Source organism: Micromonospora sp. U56 (assembly GCF_018070095.1).
Classification (GTDB): Bacteria; Actinomycetota; Actinomycetes; order Mycobacteriales; family Micromonosporaceae; genus Micromonospora; species Micromonospora purpureochromogenes.
In genome coordinates, this window is sequence record NZ_JAGPYL010000037.1 from 18,654 (window position 1) to 34,063 (window position 15,410).

General features: G+C 72.3%; 14 protein-coding genes. 3 read left to right on the forward strand and 11 right to left on the reverse strand.

Annotated features, from left to right (window positions below; translation table 11 throughout):
- Window position 1 precedes the first annotated feature (1 nt).
- The 3 genes from KBX37_RS15030 to KBX37_RS15040 all read right to left on the reverse strand — a co-directional run bounded on the left by KBX37_RS15030 (window position 2) and on the right by KBX37_RS15040 (window position 2,135).
- Window positions 2-1,204, reverse strand: a complete 1,203-nt coding sequence (locus tag KBX37_RS15030) for a substrate-binding domain-containing protein (RefSeq protein WP_210776523.1) — start codon at window positions 1,202-1,204, stop codon at window positions 2-4.
- A 338-nt stretch (window positions 1,205-1,542) separates the two neighbouring features.
- Window positions 1,543-1,836: a hypothetical protein gene (locus tag KBX37_RS15035; protein ID WP_210776525.1), complete on the reverse strand. Its 294-nt coding sequence runs from the start codon at window positions 1,834-1,836 to the stop codon at window positions 1,543-1,545.
- Complete coding sequence (locus KBX37_RS15040) at window positions 1,833-2,135, reverse strand: DivIVA domain-containing protein (protein ID WP_210776527.1); 303 nt, start codon at window positions 2,133-2,135, stop codon at window positions 1,833-1,835. Before KBX37_RS15040 ends, KBX37_RS15035 begins: the two co-directional genes overlap by 4 nt.
- A 311-nt stretch (window positions 2,136-2,446) precedes the next feature.
- On the opposite strand from KBX37_RS15040, the gene KBX37_RS15045 reads away from it, so the two are divergent.
- Complete coding sequence (locus KBX37_RS15045) at window positions 2,447-2,677, forward strand: GntR family transcriptional regulator (RefSeq protein ID WP_210776528.1); 231 nt, start codon at window positions 2,447-2,449, stop codon at window positions 2,675-2,677.
- A gap of 319 nt (window positions 2,678-2,996) precedes the next feature.
- Here the strand turns inward: KBX37_RS15045 and KBX37_RS15050 are convergent, their stop codons facing one another.
- Window positions 2,997-4,133: a glycerophosphodiester phosphodiesterase gene (locus KBX37_RS15050; RefSeq protein ID WP_210776529.1), complete on the reverse strand. Its 1,137-nt coding sequence runs from the start codon at window positions 4,131-4,133 to the stop codon at window positions 2,997-2,999.
- Between the two features lie 143 nt (window positions 4,134-4,276).
- On the opposite strand from KBX37_RS15050, the gene KBX37_RS15055 reads away from it, so the two are divergent.
- Both KBX37_RS15055 and KBX37_RS15060 read left to right on the forward strand, forming a co-directional pair.
- Complete coding sequence (locus KBX37_RS15055; protein WP_210776531.1) at window positions 4,277-5,611, forward strand: TrkH family potassium uptake protein; 1,335 nt, start codon at window positions 4,277-4,279, stop codon at window positions 5,609-5,611.
- Window positions 5,601-6,266 carry a TrkA family potassium uptake protein gene (locus KBX37_RS15060; RefSeq protein WP_247658072.1) on the forward strand — a complete coding sequence of 222 codons (666 nt, stop codon included), beginning with the start codon at window positions 5,601-5,603 and terminating at the stop codon, window positions 6,264-6,266. The genes KBX37_RS15055 and KBX37_RS15060 overlap by 11 nt, the downstream gene beginning before the upstream one ends.
- A 39-nt stretch (window positions 6,267-6,305) precedes the next feature.
- Here KBX37_RS15060 and KBX37_RS15065 read toward each other — a convergent pair whose 3' ends face one another.
- From KBX37_RS15065 to KBX37_RS15095, 7 genes are all read right to left on the reverse strand, one after another.
- Window positions 6,306-7,940, reverse strand: coding sequence for a serine/threonine-protein kinase (locus KBX37_RS15065; RefSeq protein WP_210776533.1), 1,635 nt, complete (start codon window positions 7,938-7,940; stop codon window positions 6,306-6,308).
- Window positions 7,941-8,011: 71 nt separating this feature from the next.
- The gene (locus tag KBX37_RS15070) at window positions 8,012-9,565 is read right to left on the reverse strand and encodes a fused MFS/spermidine synthase (RefSeq protein ID WP_210776534.1); all 1,554 of its coding nucleotides are present in this window, start codon (window positions 9,563-9,565) and stop codon (window positions 8,012-8,014) included.
- A 36-nt stretch (window positions 9,566-9,601) separates the two neighbouring features.
- Entirely contained in the window at window positions 9,602-10,564 is a 963-nt protein-coding gene (locus KBX37_RS15075) for a hypothetical protein (protein WP_210776568.1), read from the reverse strand.
- Window positions 10,565-10,917: 353 nt separating this feature from the next.
- Window positions 10,918-11,727 (reverse strand): inositol monophosphatase family protein, encoded by an 810-nt coding sequence (locus KBX37_RS15080; RefSeq protein ID WP_210776535.1) that lies wholly within the window; start codon window positions 11,725-11,727, stop codon window positions 10,918-10,920.
- The gene (locus KBX37_RS15085; RefSeq protein ID WP_210776536.1) at window positions 11,720-12,172 is read right to left on the reverse strand and encodes a response regulator; all 453 of its coding nucleotides are present in this window, start codon (window positions 12,170-12,172) and stop codon (window positions 11,720-11,722) included. The genes KBX37_RS15080 and KBX37_RS15085 overlap by 8 nt, the downstream gene beginning before the upstream one ends.
- Window positions 12,169-13,935 (reverse strand): ATP-binding protein, encoded by a 1,767-nt coding sequence (locus KBX37_RS15090; protein ID WP_210776538.1) that lies wholly within the window; start codon window positions 13,933-13,935, stop codon window positions 12,169-12,171. Before KBX37_RS15090 ends, KBX37_RS15085 begins: the two co-directional genes overlap by 4 nt.
- The gene (locus KBX37_RS15095; RefSeq protein ID WP_247658073.1) at window positions 13,932-15,149 is read right to left on the reverse strand and encodes a PP2C family protein-serine/threonine phosphatase; all 1,218 of its coding nucleotides are present in this window, start codon (window positions 15,147-15,149) and stop codon (window positions 13,932-13,934) included. Before KBX37_RS15095 ends, KBX37_RS15090 begins: the two co-directional genes overlap by 4 nt.
- Between the last annotated feature and the right edge of the window lie 261 nt (window positions 15,150-15,410).

Here is a 15,410-nt window from a genome sequence, read left to right on the forward strand (position 1 = left end):
TTCAGCCCTTCATCTGGGTGACCGGCGGCGCGGTCTCGTCACCGGTCAGGCTCTTCTGGGCGGCGGCGGTGAACGCGGTGCCGCTGCCGGAGAGCTTGGCCTGGTACATCGGCTGGAGCAGCGCGTGGTCGTCGGCGCGGATGGTCATCGAACCCTTCACCCCGTCGAACGTCCAGCCTTCGAGGGCCTTGACCATCTTCTCGACGTCGTCGCCGCCCTCCTGCACGGCGCGGACGACCATCTGCGCGGCGGCGAAGCCGTCCGGGTGGAACAGGTCGATGGTCCCGCCGGGGATCTTCGCCTTCGCGGCCTTGGCGGCCTCGGTGTCGCTGGCCCCGTCGAAGTAGTGCGACAGGAAGGAGATCTTGCTGCCGGCGGCGCCGAAGGTCGGCCAGGAGGCGCGGATGTCCAGGCCGGTGACGACCGTGGTCGAGCTCAGGACGCCCTGCTGGTCGAGGGTCTGCCACATGGCCGGGGCGGTGGTGCCGGCCCAGGCGACGAAGAGCAGGTCCGGCTTGGCGGCCTTGATCTGGCTGGCGAACGGGGTGAACTCGCTGGCGCTGGCGGGGGCGCGGACGCTGCTGACGCTGGCCCCGGCACCGCCGATGACCGCCTTCACGGCGGCCTCGTTGGCGTCGCCGAAGGCGCCGTCCTGCGCGAAGACGACGACCTTCTTGCCGGCCGGGTCGCCGATGAACGACTTGGCCGTCACCACGTCCTGGTACGACTGCCGGCCGGAGCGGAAGGTGTACCGGTTCGCGCCGGTGATCGCGTCGGTGGCGGCCGGGCCGGAGATGAACAGCACCTTGTTCTGGGCGGCGATCGGGGCGACCTGGAGCGCGACGCCGGACGCGGTCGAGCCGGCAATGATCTTCGTACCCTTGCCGATCAGGTCCTTGGCGGCGGAGACCGCCTTGGCCGGGTCGCCGGCGTCGTCGACCTCGGTGAGCTCGATCGTGCGGTCACCGACCTTGCCGGTGCCCTTGGTGGCGTGGTCGAGGCCGGCCTTGAACCCCTCGATGTACTGCTTGCCGTAGCTGGCCAGCGGCCCGGACTGGGAATACACGAGGCCGACCTTGACCGGTGCGGCGTCGCCGCCGCCGGAGGCGGTGTCCTGCGGGCTGCCACAGGCCGTGGCCGCGAGCGCGGCCGCCATCACCGTGGCGGCGGAAAGGAACACCCGTCGCGTGTGCCGGATCGTCATTGCGACTCCAGGTGGGGACAGGGGGAAGTGTCAGTTGTCGGCTCACGCTAGAAGTGACGCCACCCACGGGCTATGTGGCCCCGGCACACAAGTGATACGGACGGGGTGGCCGACCGTAACAATCGCCGGGCGGGCGAAAGTTACATCCCGCTTCGTGGTGGCTTGTACCGCCACCACCCGGCCCGCCCCTGTGTCGCGTCCCGCCATCGTCCCCGGCATCTCCGGCCGTTCCTCATTCCGCCCGCCCTCCGCTGTCGTTCGCCGCGGTCGCCGCCACTCGCGCCGTCCACTCCTCCCCACCACGGCCGCCATGGCCCACGGGTGGAACACCACGGGTGTCACCGCGGTCGTTCGGCACCCATGGTGTTCCACTCGCCAGTCGGCCGGAGTGGCGTGTCGCAGGCGCCGTCGTGGTCGGCCGGGCGGGGGCAGCGCCGGCCGCCGTGGAGCAACCGGTCGCAGAAGACCCAGTGGCTTACGCCCTGTGCGTCCTCGGCCGACACGGTGGTGCCACCGCCGTCCACTCCGGGCAGGAACCCGAGCGCCCGGGTGATCGCACGGGCGAGGCGCAGCGCGGCGGGCAGGTCGGCGGCGACCACTGGCAGGTGTACGACGAACCGCGCCGGACTCACCGCCGCGCGCCCGGGGTGAACCGGGACTGCCAGCTCCGCAACGCCCGCTTGATCCGGACGTTCTCCTCCGTCGTCAGCGCCAGGTCCCGCCGAGCGTTGGCCAGCTCAGCGGCGACCCGGTGGAGGAACGCGTGCACCTCGACCGGGTCGAGTCCGCGTCGTACCTGATGGAACTGCTGCTCGCGGATCTGTCCCGCGGTCAGCGGCCGGCACGACTCCGAGCGGTACCAGCCGGCGTTCGGCGGACGGTGCGGTTGGCGCCGTGGGGCGCGGCGGAACAGGGAGAGCACGTTGCGCATGAGCCACCTTCCGGTCATCGCGTCATCGCGTCATCGCGGGTCGTCGAGCTGGAAGGCGGCCCGGTCCGCCGATAGGGGACGCGGACCGGGCCGCCGGCCCCGCGACCGCAGCCCTCCTCGGCGGTACGACCCCGGAGCCAACCTTGGGTGTCCGCCCCCAGGGTTTGCCGAACCAACCGAAGCCGGACATGGAGAAGCTACCCCAAATGTTTGTGTAGGTCGACCCCTTGTCATCACGACACGACAGCTTGTTGCAGATACTGGTGTAGGCCCGGCATGATCGGAGACGCCGAACCAACCGGAGTCTCCCCATGCCTACAGCCGAAGCCCCCTACCGCCAGATAGCCAACGACATCACCGCCAAGATCAAGAGTGGCGAACTCAAGCCCGGCGACAAACTGCCCTCCACGAGGGAGCTTGCCGAGGCATACCAGGTCCACATGAACACCGCCTCGCGCGCACTCTCGCTGCTGCACGACCGCGAGCTGATCACCGGCCAGCCCGGTCGTGGCACTTACGTGGCCGAGCGCCCCACAACATAGGGTCCGCAACGCTTTGGAGCTGATGACGTAGACGGATCACCGCCGGCGCCCGCCCGCACAGGCAGTGGTCCTCAAGATCGCGCCCCGAGCGGCCGAATCGTCTACGACATCAGCTCCAAAGGACGCGAACACCCCACCCGCCTGCCGGCTCCACCACGCTTTCCGCATCGGCGCGCGGCCCACGTGGTCAGGCTGACCGTCAGGTGGCTGATCCACTCCGCTACGCCGAAGCGGGGGTGTCCGGCCAACCGGACACCCCCGTTTCGCGTACTTGGTGTGGATCAACCCACCGCCGCTGCGGCGGCACGGTGGTCGGCGGTCAGCGCTCGGCGAGGCCGGCGCGGGCGGCGACCGCGGTGTCGGGCTGGTCGGCGAAGACGCCGTCCAGGCCGAGGCCGTAGAAGAGTTCGTACTCGGCGGTGATGTCGCCGCGGGCGTTCGGGTCGGCGCCGATCCGGAAGTCGGCCGGGAGGAACTGGCTCTCGGCGCGGAAGGTCCAGGCGTGCACCACCAGGCGCTCGCGGTGCGCGTCCCGGACGACGCTGGTCGGCGCGCGCAGCTTGCCGGTGGCGTCGCGGGGCACGATCAGGTTCTTGTTCAGGCCGACGCCGTCGGCGTAGTCGGCGATCCACGCCAGCCCCGCCGGGGTGGCCAGGTCGGCGTAGGTGCGGGCGTCGCCGGCGGCGGTGAAGTCGTACGGGTGACCGGCGGCGTCCAGGAGCTGCACCAGCGGCACGTCGATCATCGCGGCCAGCTTGCGCAGGTTGGCGGTCTCGAAGGACTGCACGAAGATCGGGTCGTTCCGGTGGGTCAGCTTGTTCCTGCGCAGGACCGCGACCAGCGGCTCCTCCAGCGGCAGCCCGATCGAGGCGAAGTAGCTGGGGTGCTTGGTCTCCGGGTAGACGCCGACGGTGCGGTCCCGGTTCCGGCTCTCGGTGCGGGCCAGGTCGATGACCTCCTGGAACGTCGGCACCTCGAACCGGCCGTCGAAGGCGGTGTTCGCCACCCGGACCTGCGGCAGCCGCTCCTTGGCGCGCAGGGTCTTCAGCTCGGCGAGGGTGAAGTCCTCGGTGAACCAGCCGGTGACGACCACCCCGTCGATGGTCCTGGTGGCCTTGCGTCCGGCGAACTCCGGCCGGGTCGACACGTCGGTCGTACCCGAAATCTCGTTCTCGTGCCGGGCGACCAGCACACCGTCCTTCGTCGAGACCAGGTCCGGTTCGATGTAGTCGGCGCCCATCCGGATCGCCAGCCGGTAGGCCTCCAGGGTGTGCTCGGGGCGGTAGCCACTCGCGCCGCGGTGGGCGATCACGATGGGCCGGTGGCTGGCCCGGTCCCGGCTGGCCTGGTCCGCGCGGTCGGCGTCGTCCTCGCGGGCCGACGCCGAGCCGGGGACGGCGACGGCCACCGCGAGCAGGGCGGCGGCCAGGCCGAGAGCGGAAAGGGTACGTCGCAACGCCGTCTCCTGTCGTCGATTGGTCGCCGCCCAGCAGACCGGTCCGGGCTGACCGCCAGTTGGTCGGCGGCTGACCGGCCGGTGAACCCTGCGGGATACGCCATTCACCGACCCGGAGATGCCCGGAACCGGAAGATTGTCTGGTGCGCCGGTTCCTTCGTCACCCCGTCCGGCTGGTGCCGTTCGGCTTCCTGGTGGCGATCGCGATCGGCACCGGCCTGCTGATGCTGCCCTGGGCGACCAGCGAGGACCGCTACACCCCGCTGGTCACGGCGCTGTTCACCGCGACCTCCGCCGTGTCGGTCACCGGCCTGACCGTCAACGACACCCCGAACTACTGGAACGGGTTCGGGCTGGGGATGATCACCGCGCTCACCCAGCTCGGCGGCCTGGGCATCCTCACCGGCGCGGCCCTGGTCAGCCTCGCGGTGTCCCGGCAACTCGGGCTGCGCAACCGGCTGCTGGTGGCGGCCGAGACGGCCGAGTACGGCGTCGGCGACGTCGGCTGGCTGCTGGCGCGCATCGCCACCACGGTGGTGGTCACCGAGGCGCTGATGACCCTGGTCGTCAGCGGGCGGCTCTGGCTGACCTACGGCTACCCACCCGGCCGGGCGCTCTGGTCCGGCACCTTCCATTCGATCCAGGCCTTCAACAACGGCGGGTTCACGCTCTACTCCGACGGCCTGCTCGCCTTCTCCCGGGACCCCTGGGTGTCCCTGCCGTTGGGAATCGGCGCGATCATCGGTGGCCTCGGCTTTCCCGCCCTGTTCGAGGCGGCCCGGCACTGGCGCCGCCCGGCCCGCTGGGCGATCGCCACCAAGCTGACCATCTGGGGCAGCGTGGTGCTGCTGGTGGGCGGCTTCCTCGCCCTGCTGCTCGCCGAGTGGGGCAACCCCCGCACCATCGGCACGTACGACGCGCCCGGCAAGGTGCTCGCCGCGTTCACGCAGAGCGCGTTCAGCCGTACCGGCGGCTTCGACGTGATCAACGTCGAGTGGCTGAGCGAGGAGAGCTATCCCCTGCTCATCACCCTGATGTTCATCGGCGGTGGCAGCGCCAGCACCGCCGGCGGCATCAAGGTCTCCACGTTCTTCCTGCTCGCCTTCGTGATCTGGGCGGAGGTGCGCGGCGAGCCCGATGTCGTGGTGGGCCGGCGGCGGGTGGTCGGTTCGAGCCAGCGGCAGGCACTCACCGTGGCGCTGCTCAGCGTCGCGCTGGTGGTCATCGGCACGGTCGGGCTGATCCTGATCACCGAAGGGGTCCGGTTCAACGAGTCGCTCTTCGAGGTGACCTCGGCCTTCAGCACCACCGGCCTGTCGGTGGGGCTCACCCCGAACCTGCCCGAGCAGGGCCAGTATCTGCTGACCGTCCTGATGTACATCGGCCGGGTCGGGCCACTCACCCTCGGCTCGGCGATCGCGTTGAACACCCGGCGCCGGCTGTACCACTACCCGAAGGAGCAACCCATTGTCGGCTAGAGGAAAAAGCGGCGGCGACATCGCCGTGATCGGGTTGGGCCGGTTCGGCTGCCACCTGGCCGGCGCGCTGACCCGGCTGGGCCACGAGGTGCTCGCCGTCGACCGGAACCAGGAGCAGATCCAGCGCTGGGCGCCGTACCTGGAACGGGTGGTACAGGCGGACGCGACCGAGGAGGACGCGCTGCGTCAGCTGGGCCTGGCCGACTTCCGGCGGGTGGTGGTCGCGATCGGCGTGTCGCTGGAGGCGAGCGTGCTCACCGTCGTGGCGCTGACCGAGGTCGGCGTGCCGCAGATCTGGGCCCGGGCCACCTCGGACAAGCACGCGAGGATCCTCGCCTCGGTCGGCGCCCACCACGTGATCTTCCCCGAGGCGGAGACCGGGGAACGGGTGGCGCACCTGATCGTCAGCCGGATGCTCGACTTCATCGAGTTCGGCGACGACTTCGCCATCGCCAAGGTGCCGGTGCCGCCGTCGCTGGTCGGCCGGTCGCTGCGCGACCTGACCCCCGAGCACTACGGCGTGCTGGTGGTGGGCACGAAGCTCCCCGGGGAACGCTTCCGGTACGCCACCCCGGACACCCGGATCAGCAAGGACACCGTGCTGATCGTCGAGGGGACGATCGCTCAGGTGCAGCAGTTCGCCAACCTCGGCTGACCGGTCACTTCCCCTTGCTCCTGCCCCCCTTCGTCGGCGCTACCGGCCGCCTTTTCCCTTGCTGTCACCCGACCCCTTGCCCTTGCCGGAGGTGCCGGACCTCGCCTTCGACGTGCCGGACCCACCGCTGCCCGAGGACTTGACCGTGGTCTTCGCCGGCGGCTTCTTCGTCGTCGCCTTCGGCGGCGCCTTCGGGGTCGGCACGGTGGTCGGCATCGCCCCGGCCACCCCGGAGACCCGTACGCCGCAGGCGTTCTCGCCGATCTTGAACTCCAGCGGCAGCGGGTTGCCGCCGGCGTACCGGCCGGACAGGGCGATCTTCTCGGAGGCCCCGGGCGCCAACGACTCGCGACCGGCGGCCGGGCCCACCCGGACCGTCCGGCCCTCCTGCCGCACCGTCGGGCCGGGGGCGGTGAGCGTCTGCTCGCCGGGGAAGGCGAAGCTCATCGTCCAGTCCCGCAGCTCGCGGGTGCCGGTGTTGGTGAGGGTGAGCTGGGCGGCGAAGTCCTTGCCGGAGTCGCTGCGCAGCGCGTACTCGACCTCGCAGGGGCTCGGCTGCTCCAGGCCCATCCGCGCCTCGGTGGGCTGGTCGACCCCACCGCTGGCCGGGGTCTTCGAGGTCATCCCCCACATTGCCGCGGTCACCGCGACCAGGCCGGCGGCGGCCACCCCGGCCTCCACCCGACGCCGCCGGGTCGCCGCCCGGCGGCTGCGGGTCCGGCCGGAGAAGGGCAGCGCGTCGGTGTCGGCCGACCAGGGCAGGATCGTGGTGCCGGCGCTGGCCAGCAACGCCGGGTCGAGCGTGCCGGGCGCCGGGGAGACCGGCACGGCCGCGATCATCCCGGCCGCCTCGGCCAGGGTACGGGCCAGCTCGGCGGTGCTCGGCCGGTCCTCCGGCTGCTTGGCCAGGCAGCGGTGCGCCAGCTCGGCCACCTCGGCGGGCAGCCCGGGCACCTCCGGCATCGGCTCCGGATCGTTGTACATGTGCGCCCGCAGCATCTCGGTGGTGGTGCTGGCCCGCCACGGCAGCCGGCCGGTCAGCATCCGGTAGAGCAGCAGCCCGACGGCGTACACGTCGGTGGCCGGCGAGACCTGACCGTTGTCCAGCCGCTCCGGCGCCAGGTACGCGGGGGTGCCCAGCAGGGCGCCGTCCGGGCCCTTCTCGCTCTCCCCCACCAGCGCGGAGATGCCGAAGTCGACGACCTTCACCCCGTTCGGGGTCAGCATGACGTTGCCGGGGGTCACGTCCCGGTGGACCACGCCCCGGGCGTGCGCGGTGGCCAGCGCCGAGGTGACCTCGGCGGCGATGGTCACCGCCTCCCGCCAGGCCAACTTCCCGTCCCGGCCGAGCCGCACCGTCAGCGGGGCGCCGTCGACCAGCTCCATCACGACGTACGGCACGGTCAGGCCGACCTGCTCGGACTCGCCGTAGTCGTACACGTTGGTGATGTTGGGGTGGCAGAGCCGCGCGGCGGCCTGGGCCTCGACCCGGATCCGGTGCCGGAAGGCCTTGTCGCTGGCCAGCCGGGAAGCGAGCACCTTCACCGCGACCTGCCGACCCAGCACCTCGTCGTAGCCACGCCACACCACTGACATGCCGCCCGCGCCGAGCTGCTCGATCAACCGGTACCGCTCACCCAGCAGCTGCGCGCCGTTCCGGATTCCACCACCCATGGTCGGACGTGTTGCCCGGGAACGATCCCGCTACACCTCGCTGGTCGTAATCGGTCAGCGGATTCACCCGATCAGGCTGTCGCGAGCAGTTGGTCCACCGGCGCGTAGTCGTCGGTCAGGACCAGCGCGTCGTCGACGAAGGCGGCCAGCTCCCCGCCGGCCAGCAGGTCCGGCACCGTGTCGAGGCGGCCCAGCCGCTGGGTGAGCGCGTCCACCGGCAGCGGCGCGTCCGAGGCGACGATGAGGAAGTTCGAACCCTGCTGACCGGCGATCGCGGCGGCCGGGGCGACCAGCGCGACGTGCCGGAACTCGGCGGCGACCGTGGCCAGCTCGCTGCGGATGAAGCGGCCCGGCGGATAGTCGATGACGTTCTGCACGTACATCCCGCCGGGCCGGAGCACCCGCCGGACCTCGGCGGCCATCTCCCGGGTCGCCAGGTGCCAGGGCACCACCAGGTGGCCGAAGGCGTCCCCGACCACGAAGTCGCGGCTGTCGGTGGGCTCGCCGCCGACCAGCATCCGGGCGTCACCCACCACCGCGCGCAGCTCCGGCCCCGGCCGTACGCCCAGCAGCCGCCGGTCCAGCTCGACCAGCTCACCGTCGATCTCGAAGACCACGTTGTCGGTGCCGGGACGGGTGGCGCTCAGGTAGCGCGGCATGGTGAAGCCGCCCCCGCCCAGGTGCAGCGCGTCCAGCCGCCGCCCCGCCGGCGCGACCACGTCCGCCGCCGCGCCGATCCACCGCGTGTACGCGTACTCCAGGTGGGTGGGGTCGGCCAGGTCCACGTACGAGTGCTCGGCGGAGTTGAGGTAGAGCACCCGCCCACTGGCGCGGGACGGGTCGTCGGCCACCCGCGCGCAGTGGTACGCCGTCTCCACGTCGCACGGGTTCGGGGCGACCGCGCTGAGCCCCGCCCCGAGCAGTCCGAGCATCGCGAGGGTGGCCTTGGTCCGGGCCGCGCCGGGCAGCCCGCCGCCCTCCTGCCGGCGCAGGTGGAACCCGAGCGCGAGGCCGGTGACCCCGAGCAGCACCGCCAGTGCGATCAGGATGACCGTGCTGGGCAGCGCCGCCACCAGCACGAAGCCGGTGACCAGGGTGGCGGTGATGCCGCCCAGCGTGCCGATGCCGGAGAGTCGCCCGACCACCTGCCCGGTGCGGCGCAGGTCGGCCAGTTGAAGCTTCACCACCAGCGGGGTGACCGCCGCGAGCAGGGCCGCCGGAACGAAGACGGCGAGCGCGGTGAGCAGCAGGATGGCGCTGGCCGCGCCGCCGCGCAGCACCTCACCGGCGTACCGGACCACCGGCAGGGTGACCGCCGTGGCGATGCCGGCCAGCACCAGCGCCGGGGCCAGCAGGCCGCGCGGGTCCCGCCGGTCGGCCAGCCAACCGCCCGTCCACGCCCCGTACGCGATGGCGGCCAGCGCGATGCCGATCACCGAACTGGTGACCTGGAGGGTCACCCCGACGTACGGGCCGACCAGGCGGAGCGAGACCGTCTCCAGCACCAGCACGGCACCGCTGGAGAGGAAGACCAGGAACGCGGCGAGCCCGTTGGGCAGCGCGCGGGCGGTGGCCGACGCGCCGGGTGCCGGGTTGACCACCACGTCGGACGATGAGCTGCTCACCGTCGCGATGGTACGCAGCGTTCCTGGCGCTCCGGGTCAGTACATCGAAAGATGAACATGGTTTGTGTGGTCGGCGGCCGGGCTGCCGGAGCCGCTGTACGACCGCCAACCCGTGTTCGGCATCCAGATCTGCCGGTACCAGATCACGTAGAGGACGCCGAGCCGGCTGGCGTTGTTCTTGTAGTAGTTGGCCAGGCTGTCGCCGTACGCCTTGTCCCCGCCGGTGGCCGTGCGGTTCTCGAACCCGCCGGTGGCGGCGGCGAAGTCGCAGGCCCGCCCCTTCGGGTGCTCACCGCCGCCGCCGCTGCGGAAGCAGGAGACGTACCGCTTGTAGCCGGCGGCCTGGGCCTGCCGGAGGGCGTGCAGGGTGCGCGGGGTGATGCAGCCGTCGGTGGTCGGGTCGTTGGCCGAGCAGGACTCCGACGGCCAGGACCCGTCCGAGTTGCGGGGTGCCGGGCTCGCCGACCGCGAGCTGCCGCTGAAGCCGGAACTCGTGCCGGAGCTGACCGTGGCGAGCGCCCGCTCGGCGTCCCGCTTCCGCTTGGCCAGCGCGGCGAGCTGCTTCTGCTGCTCGCGCACCTCGTTGTCGATGGCCGCCTTGGCCTGCGCGGCGGCCTGCTTGGCCTCGGTCAGCTCGCGCAGCCGCTTGGCGTCCCGCTGGCCCATCACGTCCAGCTCGGCGGCGCGTTGCAGCAGCGCCTGCGGGCTGGCGCTGTTCAGCAGCGCCGAGGCGGTGCTCAGCCGACCCAGCCGGTACGACTGCGCGGCGACCTCGCCGACCTGGGCGTTCAGCCCGACCAGCCGCCCCTCGACCGTCTTCAGCTCGCCGGTCAGGGCGGCCTGGCGACGCTTGGAGTTGTCCAGCTTCGCCTTGGCCTCGATGTGGCCCTTGGCGGCGGCCTCCAACGCCTCACGGAGCTTGGTGGTGCCACCCTCGTTCGGCTCGGCGGCGGCCGGCGCGACGCCGGCGCCGAGCAGCAGCGCCACGACGGCGAGCAGCACGATCAGCGGCCGGCGGGCGGCCGGCCTGGTGAGGCTGGTCCTCGGCACGACAGTGTCCTTCCTCGGCCACCAGGGGGACGGCGGCGCGGCGGCGGCCCCGCTGGGCTGGCGAAAGGACGGGCCTGCGGGCGGGGACCGCCGGACACGATACCGGACCCAGGCCGGTTGACCAGGCCCGCGACCGCCGAGGGCATAGATCGTCGACGCAGCGTCCCGACGTGGTCGCGCAACGCCGCGACAGCCGGCCGGCCTCGTCCGCACCGGCGTGATCCACTCCGATTGCGGCGTGTCGCGGCATCCAGCCGCCCCACCCTGCGACACGCCGCGAAGCGCGTTCCGGAGGGGTCGGGTCAGCCGCCGAGGAGGGCGTCGCGGACCTCGTGCCAGGTCCGCTCGTCGGCCGCGACCAGCAGCCCCTTGTCGTCGTCGGCCGGGTGGTACTCGGCGCCGTCGAACCGGCGGGCCACCCCGCCGGCCTCCCGCACCAGCAGCACCCCCGGGGCGTGGTCCCAGGGCAGGGTCCGCCAGAAGAGCACGAACTGCTGGCCGCCGGTGAGCAGGTCGAGGTACTCCCGACCGGCGCAGTGCTGCCCGGCCAGCAGTTCGCCGATCCGCTCCCCGCCCGCCTCGGCGGTCCGCCGGGTCTCCGGCGGCAGGAACCGGGTCATCGCGGTGCCGCGCAACGCGCCGAGCGGCGGGACGCCGTCGGCGGTGCGCACCGGCCGGCCGTCGAGCAGGGTGCCCTCCCCGGCGACGGCCACCGCCAGCGTCTCCGCGAGCGGGTCGAGCACCCAGCCGGCCGCCGGCTCGCCGTCGGTGAGCAGCGCGACCATCAGCGCGAACGGTCGGCGGCCGGCGGCGAAGTTGCCGGTGCCGTCGACCGGGTCGACCACCCAGACGTCGCCGTCGCCGCGCAGGTGGCGCAGCAGGGACGGATCGTCGGCGACCGCCTCCTCGCCGACCACCACCGAACCGGGCCGCAGCCGGCGCAGCGCGGCGGAGATCTTCTCCTCCGCCCGCCGGTCGGCCACCGTGACCAGGTCGCCGGGGGCCTTCTCGGCGACGTCGGCGTCGTCCAACCGGCGGAACAGGGGCAGCACGACCTCGGCCGCGGTCTCCCGCAGCAGCTCGCCGACGTCGTCCCGCAGCCGGTCAGCCACGCGGCGGAAGCTTGACCACGCTGACGAAGAACTCGTCGATCTGCCGGACCACCGAGATGAAGCGCTCGAAGTCGACCGGCTTGGTCACGTAGGCGTTGGCGTGCAGCTGGTAGCTGCGCAGGATGTCCTCGTCGGCCTGGGAGGTGGTGAGCACCACGACGGGGATGCGGCGGAGCTGCTCGTCCTCCTTGATCTCCTCCAGCACCTCGCGGCCGTCCCGGCGGGGCAGGTTCAGGTCGAGCAGGATCAGGTCGGGCGTCACCGCCTCGCCGTACGGGCCCTCGCGGCGCAGGTAGGCCAGCGCCTCGGCGCCGTCCGAGACGACGGTGAGCCGGTTGCGCAGCTTGTGCTCCTCGAACGCCTCCTGGGTCATCAACACGTCACCCGGGTCGTCCTCGACCAGCAGGACCTCGATCGGGCTCTTGCCGTCCGCTGGCGCGGTCATCTCACCGTCTCCTTCATGCCACCCGTTGTACCGTGCTCCGGCGCCGCCTCGGGCGTGTCTGCGCCCGCCGGGCCGTCCGGCTGCCGGCCCACGGTCGGCGCGGAGGTCTGCGGCTCACCGTCGGCGTCGGTGTCGACCAGCGCTGTCGGGTCGTCCCCGGCCGGCTCCTCACCGGTGACCGCCTCGGCCTCCGCCGCCGCGCGGGCCGCCTCGACGTCCTCGGGCAGCGCCGGCAGGGTGAAGCGGATCGCGGTGCCCTCGTCGGTGTCGGTGTCCACCCAGACCCGGCCACCGTGGTACTCCACGATCTTCTTGACGATCGCCAGGCCGATGCCGGTGCCGGGGTACGCGTCCTTGGCGTGCAGCCGCTGGAAGATCACGAAGATCTTGTCGGCGAACTCCGGCTCGATCCCGATGCCGTTGTCCTGGCAGGTGATCTCCCACTCGTCGTCGACGAGCCGGGCGGAGACGTGCACCTTCGGCGTGACGTCCGGGCGGCGGAACTTGATCGAGTTGCTGACGAGGTTGGCCAGCAGGTTGGTCAGCAGCGGTTCCTCGCCGCGGATCACCGGCATCTCGTCCCAGGTCAGCTCGGCGTCGGCGTACTGGCGGGCGGCCTCGGTCTGCCCGGCCACGTCGCCCATCACCTTGTCGAGGTCGACCTCGGTGAAGCCGGTGGTGAGCCGGCCGATCCGGGAGAACGCCAGCAGGTCGTTGATCAGGCGCTGCATCCGCTGCGCGCCGTCGACCGCGAAGGCGATGTACTGGTCGGCCCGCTCGTCGAGCTGGCCGGCGTAGCGGCGCTGGAGCAGCTGGCAAAAGCTCGCCACCTTGCGCAGCGGCTCCTGGAGGTCGTGCGAGGCCACGTACGCGAACTGCTCCAGGTCGCGGTTGGAGCGGGTCAGCTCCTCGGCCTGCTTCTGGAGCTGGCTGTTGACCCACTCGATGCTCTCGCGCGCCTCGCGCACCTCGGCGAGCTCCCGGGCGATCTTCTGCCGCATCGCGTCCACGTCGCCGGCGAGCTGTTGGAACTCCGGCGGGCCGGACCCGGCGATGCGGTGCTGGTAGTCGCCCTCGGCGACCTCCCGTACCTGCTCGGCCAGCCCGGTCAGCGGCTTGATCACCATGCGGTCCAGGGACAGCAGCAGCACCGAGCCGGCCACCGCCACCACCACCGCCGCGACGATCAGCAGGACCACCAGGATGTTGCTGCTCTGGTAGACCTTGTCCGCCGTGCGCTGCCGCTCGTCGAGGATCTCGGCCTGGAGCACGCCGGTCGAGGCCCGGATCTGTTCGAACTGCTGCCGTGCCTGGTCGGTGATGAGGGCCTGGCCGGCCGCCGTGCCGTCCCGCTCGGTCGTGGTGATCACCGGCTGGGCGACGGCGCTGCGCCAGTCGGCCGCCTGCTGCTCCACCACGGCCAACGCCCGCTGGATGTCCGGATAGTCACCGATCAGCGCCTTCATCTTGCTGACGGTGTCCCGCTCCTGCTGCAGGCCGCTGTCGTACGGGGCGAGGTCGGCGCGGTCGGCGCTGACCGCGTACCCCCGGACGGCGGTCTCCTGGTCGAGCAGGGCGTTGAGCAGTTCCTGGCCCTGCACCCGCAGCGGGCCGGTCTTCACCAGCACCGCGTCCATGTTCTGCCGGGTCTTGGCGGCGAGCGCGGCCTCGGCCGCGGCGAGCCCGAGCAGCAGCACCACGACCACGGTGAGCAGCAGGCTCACCCGGCGGCGCAGCGTCCACCCGGGGCGGTACGAGTTCACCGGCCACCGCCGCGGGTGACCAGCAGCATGGCGACGTCGTCGGCGAGCGGACCACCGTTGATCTGCTCGGCCCGGCCGACCAGCCAGGCCGGCAGCTCGGCCAGCGGCACCGCCTGGTTGGCCGGCTCCGCCAGCAGGCCGGCCAGCCCCGGCACGTCCAACCGGTCGTCGCCGTCGCCCACCCGTCCCTCGATCAGACCGTCGGTGTACATCAACAGGGACCAGTCATCGGTGTCGAACTCCAGGTCGAACGCTACGGGTCGGCGGGGTCGTACCCCGAGGAGCAGGCCACCGCGCGCCGGGACCGGCGCGACCTTGCCCCCGGCGAGCAGCAGCGGCGGCGGGTGCCCGGCCAGCCGGACGGTGGCCCGGTTGCCGGCCAGGTCCAGCCGGACCGTGGCGACGGTGGCGAAGATCTCCTGGAGCCGGCGCTCGCTCATCAGGACCTGTTCCAGGGCGGGCAGCACGTCGTCGTCGGCGACCCCGGCCAGGATCAGCGCCCGCCAGGCGACCCGCAGCTCGACGCCGAGCGCGGCCTCGTCCACACCGTGCCCGCAGACGTCGCCGACGATCAGGTCGACCCGGTCGGGCCGGGTCTGCACGACGTCGAAGAAGTCCCCGCCGATCAGGGCGGCGTGCCGGCCGGGACGGTAGAAGGTGTGCACCGACACCTCGTCGGTGCTCATCAGCGGCTGGGGCAGCAGGCCGCGCTCCAGGCGGGCGGACTCGGCCTGGCGCAGCTCGACCTCGCGCAGCCGCCGGGCGTTCTCGTCGGCCCGCTTGCGTTCCACCGCGTAGCGCAGCGCGCGGGTCAGCAGGACGCCGTCGACCTGCCCCTTGACCAGGTAGTCCTGGGCGCCCTCGGCGACCGCGACGATGCCCAGGTGCTCGTCGGAGCGGCCGGTCAGCACGCAGACCGCCGCGCCGCTGGCCATCTCCAGCACCTTGCGCAGGCCGTCCAGGCCCTGGGCGTCGGGCAGCCCGAGGTCGAGCAGCACGCAGTCGACGCCGGCCACCCGCTGCCGGGCCTCGCTGAGGCTGGTGGCGACCAGCAGGTCGATCATCGAGTTGGTCTCGGCGAGCAGCTCACTCACCAGGAAGGCGTCGCCCTCGTCGTCCTCGACCAGCAGAACCCGCAGCCGCTCGCCGGGCGGCAGGTTGGGGTTCCGCCCGAGGCCCCCCTGCGGGTACGGCGCCACGGAGGGACCGGCCATGCCGGGCCCCCGGTGCGGCCGGGTCACCGCCGCGAGACGCGGGAGTTCGCTGGTGATGTCGGACTCCTTCCGAGTGCCCCGCTGATCCTGTATTAGACAACGGTCGCACACAACACGGCCGTGTCGGCACGGGCGTACCCGGGCAAGGCCGTCACACGGACAGCGGTCGGGCGGGAGGGAGCGTTACGGGAGGCCCGGGGTGTCGCGGCTCACCCCCGGCGGGGTGCAGGATGATCCTCACCCTTCGCCCCACCCCCGAGG

Excerpts from the sequence above, each read along its gene's own strand:
- KBX37_RS15030 (WP_210776523.1), bottom strand. The coding sequence starts at position 1,204 with ATGACGATCCGGCACACGCGACGGGTGTTCCTTTCCGCCGCCACGGTG.
- KBX37_RS15045 (WP_210776528.1), top strand. The coding sequence starts at position 2,447 with ATGCCTACAGCCGAAGCCCCCTACCGCCAGATAGCCAACGACATCACC.
- KBX37_RS15095 (WP_247658073.1), bottom strand. The coding sequence starts at position 15,149 with ATGGCCGGTCCCTCCGTGGCGCCGTACCCGCAGGGGGGCCTCGGGCGG.
- KBX37_RS15040 (WP_210776527.1), bottom strand. The coding sequence starts at position 2,135 with ATGCGCAACGTGCTCTCCCTGTTCCGCCGCGCCCCACGGCGCCAACCG.
- KBX37_RS15085 (WP_210776536.1), bottom strand. The coding sequence starts at position 12,172 with ATGACCGCGCCAGCGGACGGCAAGAGCCCGATCGAGGTCCTGCTGGTC.
- KBX37_RS15065 (WP_210776533.1), bottom strand. The coding sequence starts at position 7,940 with ATGGGTGGTGGAATCCGGAACGGCGCGCAGCTGCTGGGTGAGCGGTAC.